Source organism: Hydrogenophaga palleronii NBRC 102513 (assembly GCF_001571225.1).
In the GTDB taxonomy this organism is placed as follows: domain Bacteria; phylum Pseudomonadota; class Gammaproteobacteria; order Burkholderiales; family Burkholderiaceae_C; genus Hydrogenophaga; species Hydrogenophaga palleronii.
In genome coordinates, this window is the sequence record NZ_BCTJ01000001.1 from 113,060 (window position 1) to 132,746 (window position 19,687).

At 66.0% G+C, this 19,687-nt stretch carries 18 protein-coding genes and 2 tRNA genes; 4 read left to right on the forward strand and 16 right to left on the reverse strand.

Annotation, left to right across the window (positions count from 1 at the left end; genetic code table 11):
- Positions 1-15: 15 nt before the first annotated feature.
- Both HPA01S_RS00540 and pobA read right to left on the reverse strand, forming a co-directional pair.
- Entirely contained in the window at positions 16-933 is a 918-nt protein-coding gene (locus tag HPA01S_RS00540; RefSeq protein WP_066265300.1) for a CoA transferase, read from the reverse strand.
- A gap of 106 nt (positions 934-1,039) precedes the next feature.
- Positions 1,040-2,230 carry a 4-hydroxybenzoate 3-monooxygenase gene (gene pobA / locus HPA01S_RS00545; protein WP_066265302.1) on the reverse strand — a complete coding sequence of 397 codons (1,191 nt, stop codon included), beginning with the start codon at positions 2,228-2,230 and terminating at the stop codon, positions 1,040-1,042.
- 176 nt (positions 2,231-2,406) lie between these two features.
- Between pobA and HPA01S_RS00550 the strand changes: the two genes are divergently transcribed.
- Positions 2,407-3,189 (forward strand): IclR family transcriptional regulator domain-containing protein, encoded by a 783-nt coding sequence (locus HPA01S_RS00550; protein WP_066265304.1) that lies wholly within the window; start codon positions 2,407-2,409, stop codon positions 3,187-3,189.
- A 13-nt stretch (positions 3,190-3,202) separates the two neighbouring features.
- Here HPA01S_RS00550 and HPA01S_RS00555 read toward each other — a convergent pair whose 3' ends face one another.
- From HPA01S_RS00555 to HPA01S_RS00580, 6 genes are all read right to left on the reverse strand, one after another.
- The gene (locus HPA01S_RS00555; RefSeq protein WP_157084847.1) at positions 3,203-3,913 is read right to left on the reverse strand and encodes an ABC transporter ATP-binding protein; all 711 of its coding nucleotides are present in this window, start codon (positions 3,911-3,913) and stop codon (positions 3,203-3,205) included.
- On the reverse strand, positions 3,913-4,674 hold the full coding sequence (locus HPA01S_RS00560; RefSeq protein ID WP_066265307.1) for an ABC transporter ATP-binding protein: 762 nt from the start codon (positions 4,672-4,674) through the stop codon (positions 3,913-3,915). Before HPA01S_RS00560 ends, HPA01S_RS00555 begins: the two co-directional genes overlap by 1 nt.
- Positions 4,671-5,663 carry a branched-chain amino acid ABC transporter permease gene (locus HPA01S_RS00565; protein ID WP_066265309.1) on the reverse strand — a complete coding sequence of 331 codons (993 nt, stop codon included), beginning with the start codon at positions 5,661-5,663 and terminating at the stop codon, positions 4,671-4,673. Before HPA01S_RS00565 ends, HPA01S_RS00560 begins: the two co-directional genes overlap by 4 nt.
- Positions 5,660-6,523 carry a branched-chain amino acid ABC transporter permease gene (locus HPA01S_RS00570; protein ID WP_066265311.1) on the reverse strand — a complete coding sequence of 288 codons (864 nt, stop codon included), beginning with the start codon at positions 6,521-6,523 and terminating at the stop codon, positions 5,660-5,662. Before HPA01S_RS00570 ends, HPA01S_RS00565 begins: the two co-directional genes overlap by 4 nt.
- A gap of 105 nt (positions 6,524-6,628) precedes the next feature.
- Positions 6,629-7,816, reverse strand: coding sequence for an ABC transporter substrate-binding protein (locus HPA01S_RS00575; protein ID WP_066265313.1), 1,188 nt, complete (start codon positions 7,814-7,816; stop codon positions 6,629-6,631).
- 135 nt (positions 7,817-7,951) lie between these two features.
- Positions 7,952-8,434 (reverse strand): flavodoxin domain-containing protein, encoded by a 483-nt coding sequence (locus HPA01S_RS00580; RefSeq protein WP_066265316.1) that lies wholly within the window; start codon positions 8,432-8,434, stop codon positions 7,952-7,954.
- Between the two features lie 293 nt (positions 8,435-8,727).
- Between HPA01S_RS00580 and HPA01S_RS00585 the strand changes: the two genes are divergently transcribed.
- A complete protein-coding gene (locus HPA01S_RS00585; RefSeq protein WP_169801484.1) occupies positions 8,728-9,294 on the forward strand; it encodes a YybH family protein in 567 nt (188 codons plus the stop codon).
- A 153-nt stretch (positions 9,295-9,447) separates the two neighbouring features.
- Complete coding sequence (locus HPA01S_RS00590; RefSeq protein WP_066265319.1) at positions 9,448-10,068, forward strand: NAD-dependent DNA ligase; 621 nt, start codon at positions 9,448-9,450, stop codon at positions 10,066-10,068.
- A gap of 562 nt (positions 10,069-10,630) precedes the next feature.
- On the opposite strand, the gene HPA01S_RS00600 is transcribed toward HPA01S_RS00590, so the two are convergent.
- From HPA01S_RS00600 to HPA01S_RS00635, 8 genes are all read right to left on the reverse strand, one after another.
- Positions 10,631-10,707: transfer RNA gene (locus HPA01S_RS00600), tRNA-Arg, on the reverse strand.
- Positions 10,708-10,772: 65 nt separating this feature from the next.
- Positions 10,773-10,849 (reverse strand) — tRNA-Pro (locus tag HPA01S_RS00605).
- A 46-nt stretch (positions 10,850-10,895) separates the two neighbouring features.
- Positions 10,896-11,600, reverse strand: coding sequence for a glutathione binding-like protein (locus HPA01S_RS00610; protein WP_066265325.1), 705 nt, complete (start codon positions 11,598-11,600; stop codon positions 10,896-10,898).
- A 104-nt stretch (positions 11,601-11,704) separates the two neighbouring features.
- Positions 11,705-12,964, reverse strand: coding sequence for an acyl-CoA dehydrogenase family protein (locus HPA01S_RS00615; RefSeq protein WP_066265327.1), 1,260 nt, complete (start codon positions 12,962-12,964; stop codon positions 11,705-11,707).
- Between the two features lie 39 nt (positions 12,965-13,003).
- The gene (locus HPA01S_RS00620) at positions 13,004-14,095 is read right to left on the reverse strand and encodes a phosphotransferase (protein ID WP_066265331.1); all 1,092 of its coding nucleotides are present in this window, start codon (positions 14,093-14,095) and stop codon (positions 13,004-13,006) included.
- Between the two features lie 73 nt (positions 14,096-14,168).
- Positions 14,169-14,888, reverse strand: coding sequence for a Crp/Fnr family transcriptional regulator (locus tag HPA01S_RS00625; protein WP_066265333.1), 720 nt, complete (start codon positions 14,886-14,888; stop codon positions 14,169-14,171).
- Between the two features lie 108 nt (positions 14,889-14,996).
- Positions 14,997-15,776 (reverse strand): oxepin-CoA hydrolase, alternative type, encoded by a 780-nt coding sequence (locus HPA01S_RS00630; RefSeq protein ID WP_066265335.1) that lies wholly within the window; start codon positions 15,774-15,776, stop codon positions 14,997-14,999.
- Between the two features lie 137 nt (positions 15,777-15,913).
- Positions 15,914-17,434: a 3-hydroxyacyl-CoA dehydrogenase gene (locus HPA01S_RS00635; RefSeq protein ID WP_066265345.1), complete on the reverse strand. Its 1,521-nt coding sequence runs from the start codon at positions 17,432-17,434 to the stop codon at positions 15,914-15,916.
- 203 nt (positions 17,435-17,637) lie between these two features.
- On the opposite strand from HPA01S_RS00635, the gene HPA01S_RS00640 reads away from it, so the two are divergent.
- Entirely contained in the window at positions 17,638-19,590 is a 1,953-nt protein-coding gene (locus HPA01S_RS00640; protein ID WP_157084848.1) for a hypothetical protein, read from the forward strand.
- Positions 19,591-19,687 lie beyond the last annotated feature (97 nt).

The following is a 19,687-nucleotide window of genomic DNA, read 5'->3' on the forward strand; positions in this document are numbered from 1 at the left end:
GCGGCCCGGCCGCGCTCAGGCCAGGGTGTGCAGCGGAATGTCTTTCGCCAGCGCCAGCGCATCCAGCTGCCGGCGTGTCTTGCCCATCAGGAAGGCCGCGATGGCGGCGTGCGTGGCGGGCTGGAACAGCGCCCGCGGATCGCTGAGCGACAGGCCCGCTGCCGTGCTCAGCGCGGCGGCAAAGTGCGGCTCCAGCGCGGCCACCGCCACGCGCCCGTCCTTGCAGGGGTAGACGCGGTAACCGGCGTGCGCACCGCCCACCGCGCCCTTGGGCTGCGTGAGGCCCCAGGTGCGTGGCAGGGCGAGCCAGGCCGCGGCATCCGAGAGCGCCACTTCCCGGAAACTCCCCTTGCCGCTGCGCTGCTGCGCCAGCACGGCCTGCAGCACGGCTTCGCTCGCCATCAGCGCGCCGCCCATGTCGGCGAACAGGGTGGGTGGCAGTTCCAGGCCGGTCACCAGGCCGGCGTCGGCCAGGTAGGTGAGGTCGTGCCCGGGTTCTTCGGCGCGTGCGCCGGGCGCGCCCACGATGGCCACCACCGACAGCGCCGGGTACTGCTGGTGCAAGGCCTTCCAGCCCAGTTGCAGCTTGACCAGTGCGGAGGGGCGGAAGGAGGTGAGCAGCACATCGGTGCGCGCCAGCTGTTTGTGCAGCGTGGCCTGGCCGCGCTCGGTCTTGAGGTCGATGCCGAGCACCTTGATGCCGTCGTGCATCTCGGCATAGGCCGGCGGGTTGTACTGGCCCATGGGGTCGCCCGAGGTGCCGGCGGGCGCGCCCTTCGGCCCGGGCGGTTCGGCCTTGAGGCAGCTCGCGCCCATGGCCTTCAGTCGCATCAGGGCGGCCGGGCCGGGCAGGTTCAGCGCCAGGCTGAGCACGCGTACGCCGCGCAGGGGTTTGAGGGCCGGGGCGGGCCGGGCAGGGCGGGAGGTGGTCATGGCGCTTGTCTCGTTGGGTGGTTGTGCGGCCACTGTAGCGCCAAGCGCTGCGCCAGAAACGCAAACGGGCGACAGTGTCGCCCGTGTGGATGCGCTGGAAAACGCCTCAGCGTTCGCCGAAGTTCAGCGGCAGGCCGACGTAGTTCTCGGCCAGCGAGCGCGACATGGCTTCGGAGTTCACCACGTAGTCGAGCTCGGCTTCCTGGATCTTCTGGCCGAAGCCGGCGGTGTCGGGGAAGCGGTGCATCAGCGTGGTGAGCCACCACGAGAAACGCTCGGCCTTCCAGACGCGGCGCAGGCAGCGTTCGGAGTAGCTGTCGATGCCGGCCGAGGTCTTGTCGCGGTAGTACTCGATGAACGCACCCGAGAGGTACTTCACGTCGCTGGCCGCCAGGTTCAGGCCCTTGGCGCCGGTGGGCGGCACGATGTGCGCGGCATCACCGGCGAGGAACATGCGGCCGAAGCGCATCGGCTCGGCGACGAAGCTGCGCAGCGGGGCGATGCTCTTTTCGATGGTGGGGCCGGTGATGACGCGCGAAGCCATCTCCGGGTCGAGCCGCAGGCGCAGTTCGTCCCAGAAACGCTGGTCGCTCCAGTCTTCGACCTTGTCGTCCAGCGGGCATTGCACGTAGTAGCGGCTGCGCGTCAGGCTGCGCATGGAGCACAGCGCGAAGCCACGTTCGCTGTTGGCGTAGACGATGGCATGCGGCGAGACCGGTGGCACATCGGCCAGCACGCCGAGCCAGCCGAAGGGGTAGACCTTCTCGAACTCGGTGATCGCGCCCTTGGGCACGCTGGCGCGGCAGACGCCGTGAAAGCCGTCGCAGCCGGCGATGAAGTCGCAGGCAATCTCGTGCGTCTGGCCGTCCTTCTGGTAACGCACGCGTGGGTTGTTGCTGTCGTAGTCCAGCACTTCCACGTTGGCCGCTTCGTAGATGGTGGGCAGGTTGGCAGCGCTGCGCGCTTCCATCAGGTCGCGCGTCATCTCGGTCTGGCCGTAGGCGGTCACCACGCTGCCGCCGGTGAGGCCGTGCACGTCGATCGCGTGGCGCGTGCCGGCGAATACCAGCTCGATGCTGTGGTGCACCGTGCCCTCGGCATCCAGGCGCTGGCCCACGCCGGCTTCGCGCAGCAGGTCGGTGGTGATCTGTTCCAGAATGCCGGCGCGGATGCGGCCCAGCACGTATTCGCCGGTCTGGCGTTCGATCACGATGTTGTCGATGCCGGCTTTGTGCAGCAACTGACCGAGCAGCAGGCCGGAGGGGCCGGCGCCGATGATGGCGACCTGGGTTCGCATGGGGTGTCTCCTGAAAGGGTGGCCGGGCTGTTGGTCAGCACAGGCCTGATGAGGTACCGTCGCAGCTTAAAAAGCGCAAGGCCGAACTGCAATGCGGCGGCAGGCGATTTGCGCGATGATCGGACGCATTGCGCGATCACCGCGCAAATTCAGGGCGCTTGGGCATAATCCCCGGCATGACCCACGCGCTGCCCCCCATCGCCAAAGCCGACTTCATCGAGGGCATGGCCAAAGGCCTGGCGGTGCTGGAGAGCTTCGACACCGAGCGCCAGCGCCTCAACGCCACCCAGGCGGCCGAGCGCGCCGGCCTCACGCGGGCGGCGGCGCGCCGGCACCTGCTCACGCTGGCCCACCTGGGTTATCTGGAGTCCGACGGCAGCCACTACTGGCTGGCGCCCAAGGTGCTGCGTTTCTCCGGCAGCTACCTGGCCTCGGCGCGCCTGCCGCGCCTGCTGCAGCCCAGCCTGAACCGGCTCGCGGCGCAGACGCGCGAATCGTTCTCGGCCGCGGTGCTCGATGGTGACCAGGTGGTGATCGTGGCGCGCAACGTGTCGCTGGGAGGCCAGCGCCTGATGGCGCATGGCCTGCACCTGGGCGCGCGGCTGCCGGCGCATGCCACCTCCACCGGGCGGGTGCTGCTGGCCGGCCTGCCGCGCGGCGAGTTCTCCACCTGGCTGAAGGGCCGCGAGCTGCCGCGCCTCACTCCGCACACCACGGTGGAGCACAAGGCCTTTCGCGCGCTGATCGCGCAGGTGCGCAGCGACGACCTGTCGATTGCGCGTGAAGAGCACGAGCTCGGTGTGTTTGCATTGGCGGTGCCGCTGCGCAACATGCAGGGCCGCACGGTGGCGGCGCTCAACGTGGTGGCCTCGCCCGAGCGCTTTGAACCGGCGGTGTTCCGCCAGGACTTGTTGCCGCTGTTGCTGGAGGCGGCGCGCGAGCTGCGGCCGCTGCTCTGAGCAGAAGCTGCGATCAGACGCCCAGGTACTGTTCCAGCAGTTCCGGCTGCGCGTGCAGCTGTTGCGAGCTGCCCTGGAACACCACCTCGCCCTTGACCAGGATCACGTTGACGTCGGTGATCTGCGTCACGTGTTTCCAGTTCTTGTCCACGATCACGCTGCTGATGCCGCTCTCGCGGATCAGGCCGCAGATGCGCCAGATCTCGCGCGCGATCAGCGGTGCCAGGCCTTCGGTGGCTTCGTCGAGGATCAGCAGGTCGGGGTTGGTCATGAGCGCGCGGCCGATGGTGAGCATCTGCTGCTCACCACCGCTGAGCTGCTGGCCGCCGTGGTTCAGGCGTTCGGCCAGGCGCGGGAAGGTTTCCAGCACGCGGTCATACGTCCAGTCGCGCTGGCCACGGGTGCCGGCGCGGGCCGACATCACCAGGTTCTCGCGCACGCTCAGGTTGCCGAAGATGCCACGGCCTTCGGGCACGTAGGCCACGCCCAGGCGGGCGATCTCGAAAGTGGGCGCGCCGGTCATGTCCTGGCCCTTCACATGCACCTTGCCGCCACTCGGTTTGACGATGCCCATGATGGATTTGAGCAAGGTCGTCTTGCCCATGCCATTGCGGCCCATCAGGCCGATGGTCTGGCCCGGCTCGACGGTGAAGTCCACGCCGCGCAGGATGTGGCTGGCGCCGTAGTGGGTGTGCAGGCCGGTGGCCTGGATCAAAGCGGTCATCAGTGCTCCTCGCCCAGGTAAGCGGCTTGCACGCCGGCGTCGTTGCGGATTTCGGTCGGGGTGCCGCTGGCGATCACCTGGCCGTTGACCATCACCGTGAGGCGGTCGGCCAGCGTGAACACCGCGTCCATGTCGTGCTCCACCAGCATGATGGCGTGCGCCTGCTTGAGCTTGAGCAGCAAGGCCACCATGCTCTCGGCCTCGGCCTGGCCCATGCCGGCCAGCGGCTCGTCGAGCAGCAGCACGGTGGGCTCGGTGGCGAGTGTCATCGCGATCTCCAGCTGGCGCTGCTCACCATGGCTGGTGGTGCCGGCCACGGTGTGCGCGCGGGCGTTCAGGCCGGCGAGTTCGATGGCGCGTTCGCAGCGCTGGTTCACCCCGCGCATGGCACTGGCGTCGGACAACCAGCGCAGCGGGTTCCACGGGCTCTGCCGCTCGCGCGATTGCGCGGCCAGGCGCACGTTGTCCCACACGGTGAAGGGCCGGAAGATGTTGGTCTTCTGGTAACTGCGGCCCAGGCCCAGGCGCGAGATGTGCGCAGGGTTCTTGCCGGCGGTCTCGCTGCCGTTGAGCGTGACGCGGCCGCTGGTGGGCGGCAGGTCGCCGGAGAGCAGGTTGGTCAGCGTCGACTTGCCGGCGCCGTTGGGGCCGATCACGGCGTGGATGCGTTCGCGGTGCAGGTCCACCGACACGTCGTTCACCGCGGCCAAACCACCGAAGCGCTTGGTGAGGTTCTTCGCAGACAGCAGCAGTTCGCTCATGGGGCCTCCCGCTTCTTGCTGAACTGGGCCACCACGCCGAGCAGGCCGCGCGGCGCGAACACCACCACCAGCACGATGAAGCTGCCCATGAGCAGTTGCCAGTGCTTGGTAAGGTCCTTGAAGAAGTGCATCACGTACTCGAACGCGAAGGCGCCGACGATGGCTCCGGCAAAGTTGCCCATGCCGCCGAGGATGACCATCATGATCGCGTGCGCGCTCATGTGGAAACCCATCAGCTCGGGGTTCACGTAACCGGTTTGCGCCGCCCACAGGAAGCCGGCCACACCGGCCAGCGCGCCGGCCAGCGTGAAGGCCGCGAGCTTGTAGCCGAAGGTGCCGTAACCCACGGCGCGCATGCGGTGCTCGTTGACGCGGATGCCCGACAGCACGCGGCCGAAGGGCGAGAACAGCAGGCGCCGCAGGAAGGCGTACACCAGCACCAGCACCACCAGGGTGAAGTAGAAGAAGGTGGTCTTGTTCTCGAGGTCGATGCCGGTCCAGCCGAACAGCGAGGCGTCGGGGCGGAAGTTCACGTACAGGCCGTCGGAGCCGCCCAGTGCCTTGTTGTCGAAGAACAGGAAGAACACCATCTGCGCGAACGCCATGGTGACCATGATGAAGTAGATGCCGTGCGTGCGCACCACGAAGAAGCCGATGATCAGCGCCGCCAGTCCTGCGCCCAACGCCGAGACGGGCAAGGCCCACCAGAGGCTGATGGGTGTGTCGGCCGGCGTGAGGAAGGCCAGCGCGTAACCGGCGAGGCCGAAATAGGCGGCATGGCCGAGCGAGACCAGGCCGGTCACGCCCTGCAGCAGGTCCAGGCTCATCGCGAAGATGGCCAGGATCATCATCTGCGACAGCATCTGCAGGTAGAAGTCGGCACCCGCCACAGGGATGAGCGGGAAGGCGGCGAGGGCGATGGCGCCCAGCAGCAGGATCACCTGCATGCTGCGCGGCAGCTTTTCCAGTTGGGCTTTGGGCGAACTCATTGTTTGAACAGCCCTTCAGGCTTGTAGAGCAGGACAGCGGCCATCAGCATGTAGACCGCCATACCGGCGATCTGGGGCACCAGCACCTTGCCGAAGGTGTCGACCAGGCCGACCAGCAGCGCGGCAACCAATGCGCCCCGCACCGAGCCGATGCCGCCGATGACGACCACCACGAAGCACATGATCAGCACCGAACTGCCCATGCCCGGGTAGACGCTGGAGATGGGCGAGGCGATCATGCCGGCGATGGCGGCCAGCGCCACGCCGAGCGCGAACACCACGCCGTGGATCAGCCGGATGTTGATGCCGAGCGATTCCGTCATCTCGCGGTTGAAGGCGCCGGCGCGGATCTTCATGCCCAGGCGGGTCTTCGAGATGAGCAGGTACAGGCCAAGCGCGAGCGCGATGCACACGCCCGACATCACCAGGCGGTACACCGGGTAGGACAGGTTGTCGGTCAGCGGGATCGACCAGTTCAGCATCTCGGGCACCTGCACCGAGTGCACGTCGTCGCCCCAGAAGATGGAGCGCATTTCTTCAAAGATGTAGATCAGGCCAAACGTCAGCAGCACCTGGTCCAGGTGGTCGCGTTTGTAGAAGTGGCGGAACAGCAGCCATTCGAGCAGCCAGCCGAAGATGACCGCGATGACGGTGCCCAGCACGATGGCCAGCACCAGGCTGTTGAGCTGCGACACCAGGAACCAGGCGAGGTAGGCGCCCAGCATGTAGAAGCTGCCATGCGCGAGGTTGACCACGCCCATGATGCCGAAGATCAGGGTCAGTCCGGCGGCCAGCATGAACAGCAACAAGCCGTACTGCAGGCTGTTGAGCAGCTGGATCAGGAAATTGGCAAGGTCCATGAAACGGAGGCGGCGAGCAGCGGGGAAATTGGAGGGGTAAAAAACAGACCAGCGCCTGTGGGCGCCGGTCTGTAAAGGCAAGAAAGCAGGAAACGCGGGCGGTCTTCAGCCCATGCGGCAGCCGGTGGCCGGATCGGCCACCGCCTTCTGTGCAATGCCGATCACCTTGTTTTCCTTGTTCTCGACCTTGCGCATGTAGATGTCCTGGATCGGGTTGTGGGCCTTGCTCATGGTCCACTTGCCACGCGGGCTGTCGATCTCGGCGCCTTCCATGGCGGCGTACAGGGCCTTTTTGTTGTTGAGGTCGCCCTTGACGGCATTGGCGCCCTTGATCAGCAGCAGGCCGGTGTCGTAACCCTGCACCGCATACACGTCGGGCTGCAGGCGGAACGCCTTCGCGTAGTCCAGGCGGAACTGCTTGTCGCGTGGCGTGTTCAGCGAGTCACCGTAGTGCATGGTGGTCAGCACGCCGTTGGCGGCCGCACCGGCGGCTTCGAGCGTGCCCTCGGTCAGGAAGCCCGAGCCGTACAGCTGGATGCTCTTGTTCAGGCCGGCCGCGGCAAAGTCGCTCATGAACTTGGCGGCACCGCCACCGGCGAAGAAGCAGGCCACGGCATCGGGCTTGAGCGAGGCGATCTCGGTCAGCAGCGCCTGGAATTCCACGTTGGGGAAGGGCAGGCCGAGCTTCTTCATGATCGTGCCGCCTGCGGCTGTGTAACTTTGTTCGAAGCCTTCAAAGGCCTCGTCGCCCGCGGCGTAGTTCCAGGTGATCCACACGGCCTTCTTGTGGCCGTTGGCCACCATGGCCTTGCCCAGCGCCAGCGTCGGCTGTGAGTTGCTGAACGAAGTGCGGAACACGTTGGGCGCGCATTGGGCGCGGGTGGCCACGTGCACGCCGGCGTTGGGGATCAGGTTGAGCACACCGGTGTCGCGTGCCACCTTGTGGATGCCCATCTGCACGCCCGAGTGCACGGTGCCGACCAGCACGTCGACCTTGTCGCGTTGCACCAGGCGGGTGGCGTTCTCGATGCCCTTGGCCGGGTTGGATTCGTCGTCAACCTTGAAGTACTCGACCTCACGGCCACCCAGCTTGCCGCCTTGCTCGTTGAGGGCCATGCGGAAACCGTTCTCGATCGCCACGCCCAGCTGGGCGAAGGTGCCGGTGTAGGGCAGCATGAAGCCCACCCGCACCTTGTCGGACTGGGCGCGCACGATTTGTGGCAGCAGCAGGCCGGTGGATGCTGCGCCGATCACGGCGGCGCTGCGGGTCAGAACGATTCGGCGGGTGGTCATTGTTGTCTCCTGTGGATGGTTTGCCGGGATGCGGTTCACTGTAGACGTGGGGTCCGGGGCTGGCGATCCAGAATTACCCGTACTTGAGGCCTAAAATATTTATGGGTGAATTGGAACTCGTGGCCCGCAGCGCGCTCAGGCCTTCGCCTCGGCCTGCAGGGCCAGCGCCAGCCAGTCGCGGCACCAGGCGGTGCCGACCGCCTCGGGCTCGGTGCCGGCGGCGGCGTCAATGCGGAACACCTCACCCACGCGCACCGCGCCCAGGTCGGCCAGGCGCTCGTCGAAGCGCAGGCCACCGTTGCAGAAAGTCTGGGGGTGTGTGCTGCTGTCGCCCAGGGCGATCACGCCGTAGCGCACATGGCCGAGAAACTTGGGCTGGCTGCCCAGCGAGTCGTACAGCGCGTGGGCGTTGTCGGGCACGTCACCCGCGCCGTAGGTGGAAGTGCACAGGAGATATAGTGCATCCCCGTCAAAAACCGAAATATCCAGCCCGTTCATCATGCGCACCTCGATCGATTCGATCAGGTCGGCGCAATCCATTTCGATCGCCTGGGCGACGTATTCGGCGGTGTTGGTCATGGTGCCAACGAGGATGAGGAGTTTGGTAGGTGCTGGCATGGTCAGTTTCCTGCAATATACTTCATGTTTTTCGAGGGTGACACCGGGAAAACCCTCGGCCCAAAGGCGGCGGAAAGGGCTGTGACGGTGGTCATGCGCTCCGCGTGAATGGGCTGCCCTTTGCGGCCCTCTCTCTTCTGGATGCCCGGTTGCTTCTTCTGCCCCGGGAGTGACCGGCGCATTCTGCCGGCTTGCACCAAAGCCCCACGTTGCTGCGGGCTTAGGGCCCTCAAGCCCGCGCCATCGATGTGCAGCCCGATATGCTGGGCGCTGGCACAACAAGCGGAGGCACGATGCAGCAGGTCAGAATTTGCTGGAACCACGAAGTGAGCCGACTCAAGCGAGAGTCCACCACATCCAGCGCATGGGCTGAGTCTTCACCCGGACTGCTGAACTATTTCGATGTAATGGTGCAGGCCGGAAACACCGTCTTCGGTCCGGGAACGCACTGGTGTGAAACCAGGGAGGCGAGGGCGACATCGCTCCACCCGGAGGTTGCCGTGAGGCAGTTGCTGGACGACAGCATGAAAGCCTGGGTCGATGGGGACATCACCCGACATGTCGGCTACTTCACCCCATCGGCCGTGTTTGTCACCCCGACCGGTGAATGCCTGCGTGGCCACAGTGCACTGCAGCACGCCTTTCAAATCGAGCGTTCGGCCATGCCTGCGTTGCAGATGGCGCCCAAGAGCATCGAGATATTCCACCCGGCGCAAGACACGGCCATCGTGCTGATGAAGGGTCTCATCCACCACTCGGGCAGCACGGACCCGGAGCCGTGGAGCAGCACACAAACCGTGGTGCATACCGATGCCCAGGAATGGAAGATCGCGTCGCTGCAGGTTTATCACCCTCGGTGATCTCACGCCGGCCGCATGCCGGGATCGCTCGCGGACGTTCGAACGGCGCTGTTGCCGTGACCATTGCCTGAGACTGATACAGAAAAAGCACTCAAGGGGAAAACCCGACGATGCGTTTCGCCGCCTGCCGCGAAGATTCCGCGAGGAGGGCTTATGGACGCAAACGCTTTGTACACGCGGCAAGCAGCCGCTTTTCGAAACGAGATGCGCCAGACGTGCGCAGCGCTGGTGGGCATCGTGCAAGGCATCCTTGCCGATGGACAACTCCATGATCGGGAAATCGCGTTCCTCGATGGCTGGCTTGAAGGGGCGAAGAACGTTTCGCTGATATGGCCGGGCTCTGTGATTCACGCCCAGGTGAAACAGATACTGGCTGATGGTGTCGTCACCCAACAAGAGCGAGAGCACCTGACCAGCACGCTGGAGGCTCTCCTCGGTGGAGCGCTGGACAGCCTGGCCGAAACGCCACGCGTGACGGCCCTGGCATTCGATGAGGAGGCGACGATCGAGCACAGTGAACGATTGTTTTGCTTCACGGGCGACTTTGTTTTCGGACATCGCAGCGTCTGCGAGGCGGCGGTCGTGCGCCGCGGTGGTGTGATTGGCGGGGTGACGAAGAAGCTCAATTACCTTGTTGTAGGTGGACTCGGTAGCGCCGAGTGGAAGCACGGGGTCTTTGGCACGAAGATTGAGAAGGCGATGGAGCACCGCCAAAAAGGCGCCCCTGTGAAAATCGTTCACGAAGACACCTGGGCCTCGTCTCTAGGGGGCTGAGGCACTTGAGGTTTCTTCCAGAGGGGTGCGCTTCACCCCAAGAATTCAGACCTTCTGATCCGTTTCGATGGGCCTCTCACTCCGCGGGCCGATCAACGCGATGACTGCTTTCCGACCACCCTCCCGCCCGCCCGCATGTCGCGCCCGGGACAAGCCCTACAAGGTGTAGGCGAACCCATCCGCAAAAGTTTGTTAAATGCGGTACGACGTCGTACCGTTCGGGTGGTGGTGAATCAGGATCAAAGGGTTTGTATGCGGTTCTATCGGTTGTGTTGGAGCAAAGGCGTCGCCCAGTCAAAGGGCGAGCCGCATTGCTCCACGTCTTGGATGGCGGAAGAGGACACGAACCTCGAAGACCTTGCCGCGATGTGCGAGGCAGGCGTGCAGCTGTATGGGCCAGCTTCTCATTGGCTTGAGGTTCAGTTGAACCAGCCTGGAGATTGAGTTGCTCGCGGGCGGCATGCTGGCGCTTGCGCGCTTCGGCGCGGATTGCCGGGTGCGCGATGCAGAGGGCAAGACCGGTGCGGGTTGCCGTACTGCAAACGCGATGGGGGGGATGATGTGGTCTGCCCGGAGGGACTCGAACCCCCGACCTGCTGCTTAGAAGGCAGCTGCTCTATCCAGTTGAGCTACGGGCAGAGAGCGTGACCGCTGGTGATACAAAAAAGGCCCACACTGTGGGCCTTTTTGTTTCTGAAAAGAAATGGTCGGAGCGGCGGGATTCGAACTCGCGACCCTCTGCTCCCAAAGCAGATGCGCTACCAGGCTGCGCTACGCTCCGACTAAGCGGCGAATTGTACTCGCTGAATTGGCCGTTTTCGGCGCGCTCAACGCTTTTCGTACTGAGTTTTTCCAAACAGCATTTCGCGGGCCTTGTCGTCGGTGCCCGGTTTGCGTGCGCCGGCGAGCACTGCGACACCGCGTTGCACGGCCGGTCGGGCCGCGATGGTGTCGAACCAGACCTTCAAACGAGGGTAGTCGGCCCAGTCGATGCCCTGGTTCTGCCAGCTGCGCAGCCAGGGGAAGATGGCGATGTCGGCGATGCTGTACTGGTTGCCGGCGATGAACTTCTGCTCGGCCAGTTGCCGGTCCATCACGCCGTAGAGGCGCTTGGCCTCGTTGGTGTAGCGGTTCACGGCGTAGTCGATCTTCTCGGGCGCGTAGATGCGGAAGTGGTGTGCCTGCCCCAGCATCGGGCCGACACCGCCCATCTGGAACATCAGCCACTCCAGCGCCTTGAACTTCGCGCGGTCGCTCCTGGGCAGGAACTTGCCGGTCTTGCTGGCGAGGTAGAGCAGGATCGCACCCGACTCGAACAGGCTGATGCTTTTACCGTCAGGGCCGGCGCTGTCGACCAGCGCGGGGATCTTGTTGTTCGGGCTGATCTTGAGGAAGTCGGGCTGGAACTGATCGCCCTTGCCGATGTCGACCGCGTGCACCTGCCAGTCGCGGCCCAGGCGGAATCCGCACTCCTCCAGCATGATGTGGACCTTGTGTCCGTTGGGGGTGGGCCAGGAGTAGACGTCGATCATGGGTTTGCCTCGGTGCTCAGAAAAGAATGGGTTTTCGGGACGGCCACTCTAAGGCAAAGCAGGGGCCCGTGAACGGGCGCGGGAAAAGCGCCCGGCCTGTTGCGTCAGCTGCCGCGCGTGATCGGCATCTCGACCTCGGTCTTGACGAGCATGTGCTTGGCGAGTTCGAGCTTGGCGATGGACTGGCGGTGCACTTCGTCCGGGCCGTCGGCCAGCCGCAGGGTGCGCTGGCCGGCATAGGCATAGGCAAGTGGGAAATCGTCGCTCACGCCACCGCCGCCATGGGCCTGGATGGCCATGTCGATGATGTCGCAGGCCATGGTGGGCGCCACCACCTTGATCATCGCGATCTCGGCCTTGGCCACCTTGTTGCCCACCGTGTCCATCATGTAGGCGGCCTTGAGCGTGAGCAGGCGCGCCATCTCGATGCGGCAGCGTGCGTCGGCAATGCGCTCGTGCCACACCGACTGCGCGGACACCGGTTTGCCGAACGCGATGCGGCTGTTGAGGCGTTTGCACATCAGCTCCAGTGCGCGCTCGGCGGCGCCGATGGAGCGCATGCAGTGGTGGATGCGGCCCGGGCCAAGGCGGCCTTGCGCGATCTCGAAGCCGCGGCCTTCGCCGAGCAGGATGTTGCCGACCGGCACGCGCACGTTCTTCAGCACCACTTCCATGTGGCCGTGCGGCGCGTCGTCGTAACCGAACACCGAGAGCGGCCGCACGACGGTGATGCCCTGCGCGTTGGCCGGCACGATGATCATCGACTGCTGCGAGTGGCGTGGTGCATCGGGGTTGGTCTTGCCCATCACGATGTAGACGGCGCAACGCGGGTCGCCGGCACCGGACGACCACCACTTGCGGCCGTTGATGACGTAGTGGTCGCCGTCGCGCTCGATGCTGCACTGGATGTTGGTGGCGTCCGACGAGGCCACTTCGGGCTCGGTCATCAGGAAGGCGGAGCGGATCTCGCCGCGCAGCAGGGGCTCGAGCCACTGGTCCTTGAGTTCTTCGCTGGCGTAGCGCTCGAAGGTTTCCATGTTGCCGGTGTCGGGTGCCGAGCAGTTGAAGATCTCGGCCGCGAAGGGCACGCGGCCCATGATCTCGCACATCGGCGCGTACTCGAGGTTGGACAGGCCTTGCGGTGCGCGCGGGCTGCGCGGCAGGAACAGGTTCCACAGGCCGGCCTGCTGGGCCTTGGGCTTGAGCTCTTCGACGATTCGGGTGGGCACCCAGGGGTTGCCCGCGGCGCGGTTGGCCGCGATCTCGGCGTAGAAGCGCGCTTCGTTCGGGTAGATGTGCTCGTCCATGAACGCCAGCAGGCGCTCGCGCATGTCCTTGACTTTGTCGGTGTAGTCGAAATTCATCGTGTCTCCAGTGGAAAGTGTGTGTGGGGTGTAGGAGGGTCAGCGGGGGCTGCTGCTGGCGAAGCGCCAGGCCAGCTCGGCCATGGGGCGGGCGCCTGCGGCGGACTTCACCGCCTGGTCGCTGGAGGCGGTGCCGGCTTCCACGCGCTTGGCAATGCCTTGCAGGATGGCTGCGAGGCGGAACATGTTGTAGGCGAGGTAGAAGTTCCAGTCGGCCTTGAGCTGCGCCGGTTCGGCCAGCCCGGTGCGCGCGCAGTAGCGCGCGATGTAGTCGTCTTCGCAGGGGATGCCCAGAGTGGGCAGGTCCAGCCCGCTGATGCCGCGGAACAGGCCCGGCGGGATGTGCCAGGACATGCAGTGGTAGCTGAAATCGGCCAGCGGGTGGCCCAGGGTGGAGAGTTCCCAGTCCAGCACGGCCAGCACGCGTGGCTCCGTCGGATGGAACATCAGGTTGTCGAGGCGGAAGTCGCCGTGCACCACGGACAGCAGGGACTCGTTGCGCGCCATGGCCGGAATGTTGGCGGGCAGCCATTCCATCAGCCGGTCCATCTCGGCAATCGGCTGTGTGATGGACGCCTGGTACTGCTTGCTCCAGCGGCCGATCTGGCGCTCGAAGTAGTTGCCGGGTTTGCCATAACCGTCGAGCCCGATCTGCAGCGGCTTGACGGTGTGCAGCGCGGCGATCACGCGGTTCATCTCGTCGTAGATCTCGCTGCGCTCTGCGGGCGTCAGGCCGGGCAGGGCCTGGTCCCAGAGCACGCGGCCTTCCAGGTACTCCATCACGTAGAAGGCGCGGCCGATCACCGATTCGTCTTCGCACAGCACATGCATCTCGGGCACCGGCACGGCGCTGCCTTGCAGCGCGCTCATGACGCGGAACTCGCGTTCGATGGCGTGGGCCGACGGCAGCAGCTTGGCCACCGGGCCGGGCTTGGCGCGCATGACGTAGGCGCGCTGCGGCGTGATCAGCTTGTAGGTCGGATTGGACTGGCCGCCCTTGAACAGCTCGACGCTGAGCGGGCCGGCAAACCCCGGCAGGGCGGTGTGCAGCCAGCGCTCCAGGGCGGAGACGTCGAAAGCGTGTTGTCCGGTAACGGCACGCGTGCCGGTGAAGTGCTGTGTTTCGCTCATGCGGTGTGGTGGCCCGTGGCCATGTGGGGTGGAATGGCCAGAACCCTCAACCGCGAGCGCGCCGCGGGGAGGGTCAGGTCTCGGCTTCGGCGATGCGCATCAGCATGCTGCGGTTGCGCACCACCAGGCCGCCTTGTTCGATGCGGATCGCTTCCTCGCGCTCCATCGATTTGAGTTCCTGGTTGACGCGCTGGCGTGAGGCGCCCAGCAATTGCGCCAGTTCTTCCTGCGCCAGTTGCAGGCCGATGCGCATCTCGCTGCCATCGGCCAGGCAGGGCACGCCGTAGCTGCGCACCAGGTGCAGCAGCTGTTTGGCCAGGCGTGCGCGCAGCGGCAAGGTGTTGAGGTCTTCCACCAGGCCGAACAGCGTGCGGATGCGCCGCGCCTGCAGGCGCATCAGCGCTTCGTACAGCTCGACGTGCGCGGTCAGGATCTTCTGGAAGTCGGTGCGTGCCACGCACAGCAGCGTGGTCACGCCATGTGCATACGCATCGTGCGTGCGCTGGTCGCCGTCGAACATCGCCACATCGCCGAACCACACGCCCGGCTCCACATAGGTCAGCGTGATCTGCTTGCCCGAGAGCGAGGTGGAGCTCACGCGCACCGCGCCGCGGGCCACTGCCGACCATTCGGCCGGCGGGTCGCCGCGGGCGACGATCAGGTCGCCGTCCTTGAATCGCTTGACGTGGGCGCATCGGAGAATGTCGTGACGCAGGGAAGGTGAAAGACTGCTGAACCAGCGACCGTTGTTGATCGCCTCGCGTTCTTCCATTGTCAGAATCGGTTCGTCCATAGGCTGTCTTTTGAGTGACTGGAAAGTGATTCATTGTCGCCACTGGGACGTGGCACATGGATCAGGGTATGTGCGCAGAAGGGTCTTCCGCGCAGGCTCCGGGCCGTGTCAGCGGTAGTTGGCCGGGCGTTTTTCCATGAAGGCGGCGATGCCTTCGCCCGCGTTGGCGTGGTGCAGGTTGCGCACGAAATGATCGCGCTCGGCATCGAGCTGCGCGTGCAGCGCCACGGTGGCGGCGTCGTTGGCGAGTTCCTTGATGCTCGCCAGCGCATTGGGCGCGCGCGCGTTCAGGCGCTCGCACAAGGACAGCGCATCGGCCAGTGATTCGCCGGTGCTGCTGACCTGGCTCACCACACCCAGTTGCTGCAGCCGCTCGGCACCGACGCGGTCGCCACACAGCAACAACTGCAAGGCGGTGGCGCGGGGCAGGGCGCGCATCAGGCTCCAGGTGGCACCGCCGTCGGGTGAGAGGCCGACGTTGGCGTAGGCCATCACGAACACGCTGCCTTGTGCCGCCACGATCAGGTCACAGGCCAGCGCGAGTGAGAAGCCTGCACCGGCGCAGGCACCTTCCACCGCCGCCACCACCGGCTTGGGGAACGCGCGGATGGTTTCGATCCAGTTGTGCAAACCCTCGATGCTCTGGGCTTGCACCTCGGGCGCTTGCTGCCGGTTGGCGAGCAGGCGCTGCAGGTTGCCACCCGCGCAGAAGTTGCCGCCTTCGCCTGTGATCACGACGCTGCGAACCTCCGGGCTGCTCTCGGCGATGTTGAGCGCTTCAACGCCGGCGGCGTACATGTCGGGGCCCAGCGCGTTGCGATGCTCGGGGTTGCTGATGGTCAGCACCATGGTCTGGCCATGGCTGTGGCTCTTGAGGCTGGCGGTCATGTGGTGAGGCTTTCGCTGGTTGGCTGTTGAAGAGGTGTCGCCGGGCCGCTGCCGGCCCACACCGTGGCACCGGCCAGGCCGGGACACGGGTGTGGCCCCGCGCGGGGGAGGCGCGAGGTGGTGCAGGGGCGCAGCGCTCAGGCTTCCTCGTGCGTCAGGCTCAGGCCCAGCGCGCCGCGGCGGCGCAGCCAGGGCGAAGGGCGGTAACGCGGGTCGCCGTAGACGGTCTGCAGGTTGAACAGGATCTCCAGAACGTTGGTCGGGCCGATGCGGTCGCCCAGGGCCAGCGGGCCGGCGGGGTAGCCCAGGCCGAGCGTGACCGCCACGTCCAGGTCGGCCGGCGAGCAGACGCCTTGCTGGCACATGTCGGTGGCGATGTTGATGATGGTCGCCACCACGCGCTGCGTGACGAAGCCACCACTGTCGCGCACCACGCTCACGGCCTTGCCGTCGCTGGCGAACAGCGCGTGGGCCGCGTCGCGCATGTCGCTGCGGGTGGCCGGGTTGGTGGCCAGCACGCGGCGGCGGGTGGACGCGTCGTCCAGCATCATGTCGATGCCCATGGTGCGCGAGGCGTCGAGGCGCTCGACCGCGGCCAGCGTGGTCACGTCCAGGCCGAGCGGGGCGACCAGGATGAGCGCTTCCGCCGACGGTGCGGCACCGGTCTCGATGCGCGCGCCCAGGTCTTTCAGCAACTGGTAGAGCTCGGGCCGGCGCGCCGCTTTGGGCGACACCCACACCGGTGGCAGGTTGGCCACCGTGGGCACGGGCGGCTCCGCAGGCACCTGGGCCACGCCCTTGTCATACACATAAAAACCTTCACCGACCTTCTTGCCGACCACGCCGCCGGCCAGGCGCTGCGCGGTGATCACGCTCGGGCGGTAGCGCGGTTCTTCAAAGTACTGGTGGTAGATCGACTCCATCACCGGGTGCGACACGTCCAGCGCGGTCAGGTCCATCAGCTCGAAGGGGCCGAGCTTGAAGCCCACCTGGTCTTTCAGGATGCGGTCGATGGTGGCGAAGTCGGCCACGCGCTCGCCCACCACCCGCAGGGCCTCGGTGCCGTAGCCGCGGCCGGCGTGGTTGACGATGAAGCCCGGCGTGTCTTGCGCGGTGACCGGGGTGTGGCCGAACTGGCGGGAGTAGTCGGTCAGGCGTTGGCAGACAGCGGCGCTGGTCTTGAGGCCGGCGATGACTTCAACCACCTTCATCAGCGGCACCGGGTTGAAGAAGTGGTAACCGGCGAGCTGGGCGGGCCGCTTGAGGGCGGCGGCGATGGAGGTGACCGAGAGCGAGGACGTGTTGGTGGCCAGCACTGCGTCGGGACCGACGATGGCTTCGAGGTCGGCGAACAGGCGCTGCTTTACGTCCAGCCGTTCGACGATGGCTTCCACCACCAGATCGCAGGGCGCGAGGTCGGTCAGGGCCGTGGCCAGGTGCAGGCGCGACAGGCAGGACTCCATCTGCTCCGTGTCCATGCGGTTCTTGCCCACCAGGGTCTGCCAGGTGGTTTGAAGGGCAGCGCGCGCGGCTTCAGCGGCACCGGGTTGAAGGTCAAACAGCCAGACCTCGCTGCCTGCCTGGGCGGCCATCTGGGCGATGCCGCGGCCCATCGCGCCGGTTCCTACGATGCCTGCTTTCGGAAATATGGGTTGCATTTGTGTGTCGTATTTGGAAAGAAGCTGTCTGGAGCTATGACAGAATGGCCAAACGAAAAAATCGAAGGACTTCCGACGTGCGCCAGACATGGACAGCCTGTATTCTGCTATCAACTGCGCTGAGCTGTTCCGCCGCCACTCTTGGGCGGCACAGTGGGGCCGCCATCATTGGCCAACCACTGGATGTCCGGGTGCAGGTGTTGTTGGCACCAGGTGATGACCTGAGCAACCAGTGCCTGACGGCGGATGTGTATTACGGCGACAGCCAGATTCCGGCGGGTGCCGTGCGCAGCACACCGCAAAAGACCGCACCCGATGCCGAGGCCTCGGTCCGCATCCAGTCCAGCATCGCGATCAACGAGCCCATCGTCACCCTGTATGTGAAAGCGGGTTGCGGCAGGCCTTTCACGCGCCGCTTCGTATTGCTGGCCGATCCCCTCAACGAGCCGATGGCCGCGGCACCGGCCAGCGCCGCGCCATCACCAGCAACTGTGCGCGCGGCAGAGGCACCGGGTGCCGGTGAAGGCGCTGCCGCAGCGCGCAGCAACAACCGACCTGCCGCGTCAGCATCTAGTGCCGCAGCCCCTGCGCGCACGGCCGCCGCCAGCGCGACACGCGCCCCGGCCGCACGCCCGCCCAGCGTGGTGCGCCGCGCTGCGCCTGCTGCTGCGGCCCCGGCCGCACCGCGGCTCACGCTGGACCCGATCGACCTCGATCCCGGCATCGAACGCAACCCGGTGCTCAAGCTGTCGCCCTCGCTGCTGAGCGAGCCCGGCTCCAGCACCGAAGAGACCCGCGCCGCCGCCGGGCTGCTGTGGAAGGCCATCAACGCCACGCCCGAAGACGTGCTGCACGACGCACAACGGCTGGCCGCGCTCGAAGCCGAGGCTGCCCAGTTGCGCGCCGCGCAGGGCCAGAGCACGACCAGCATCAACGAGCTCAACAGCCAGCTCGAACAGGCACGCGACCAGCGTTACCGCAACTGGCTGGTGTACCTGCTCGGTGGCTTGCTGTTGCTGGCCTTGCTCGCGCTGTTGGTGTTGTCGCGCCGGCGCGCGGCAGCGGCGGACGGCACGCAGGCCTCACGTGCCTGGTGGTCGGCAGACCCGGCGGACAAGGCCGTGGCCGAACAGATTCCGCGCAACGTGCCGCAGGAGCCGCGCCGCAAGGTGCCGGCCCCGGTGGTGGCGCCAGTGGAGCAGGACACGCAGGAAATCGATCTCGACCTGGGTCATCACTCCGCGCTCGACAGCCTGTCGCCCCTGGTGACCGAAGAGCTGCAGGCCCGCGACCGGCGCGACTTTTCGGCCAGCGCACTCGGCGTCTCGCGTTCGGTGGCCACCGAAGAGTTGTTCGACGTGCAGCAGCAGGCCGATTTCTTCGTCTCGCTGGGCGAAGACGAGCAGGCCATCCAGGTGCTGCGCAACCACCTGGCCGAGAGCCACGAGCCCAGCCCGCTGGCCTACCTCGACCTGTTCAAGCTGTACCACCGCCTGGGCCGTCGCAAGGACTACGACGCGCTGCGCGACGAGTTCAACCACGTGTTCAACGCCGGTGCGCCGCCGTTCTCGCAGTACGAGGACGTCGGGCGCGGCCTGGAAGCCTACGAAACCGCGTTCAGCCGCATCCAGTCGCTCTGGCCGCAGCCGCGCGTGCTCGACCTGATCGAAGAATCGATCTTCCGCGACGCCAACGACGACCCGGTGGAGGTGTTTGACCTGGAGGCCTACCGCGAACTGCTGCTGCTGCACGCCATCGCCAAAGACCTGGTCAAGCGCGACGATCCGCCCGCGGCTCGGGCCTCCGGGTTCGGCGCCACCCGCATGCAGCCTTTGAAAGCCGAAGGGCGTTTGTCGGCGGCCGCGGAGACCGCACGCGCTGTCGCCGATGACGCGACGATCGCACGCAACACCCAACCCATGGGCCTGGACCTGCACTTTCCGGTGTCTTCGCGCATCGGGCTGGACGTGAACCTCGACGACCTGTCTGCCTTCTCGGCCTTCGAGGCCTCGCTGCCCGAGGTGTCGCCGCCGGTGGAGCCGAGTGCCCAAGCCCCGCAAGGGCCGCGTTCACCGGTCAGCAACATGATCGACTTCGAGGTGCTGGACTTCTCGCCGCCGGAAGACCTGGATGGCAAGGACGGTGGCAAACGCTGAGGGCCTTTGGCCGAGTCCTCGCGGCCAGGCCTGATGGTCTGAAACCCACAAAAAACGCCGGCATGAACCGGCGTTTTTTCATGGTGGCGCGCCGGGT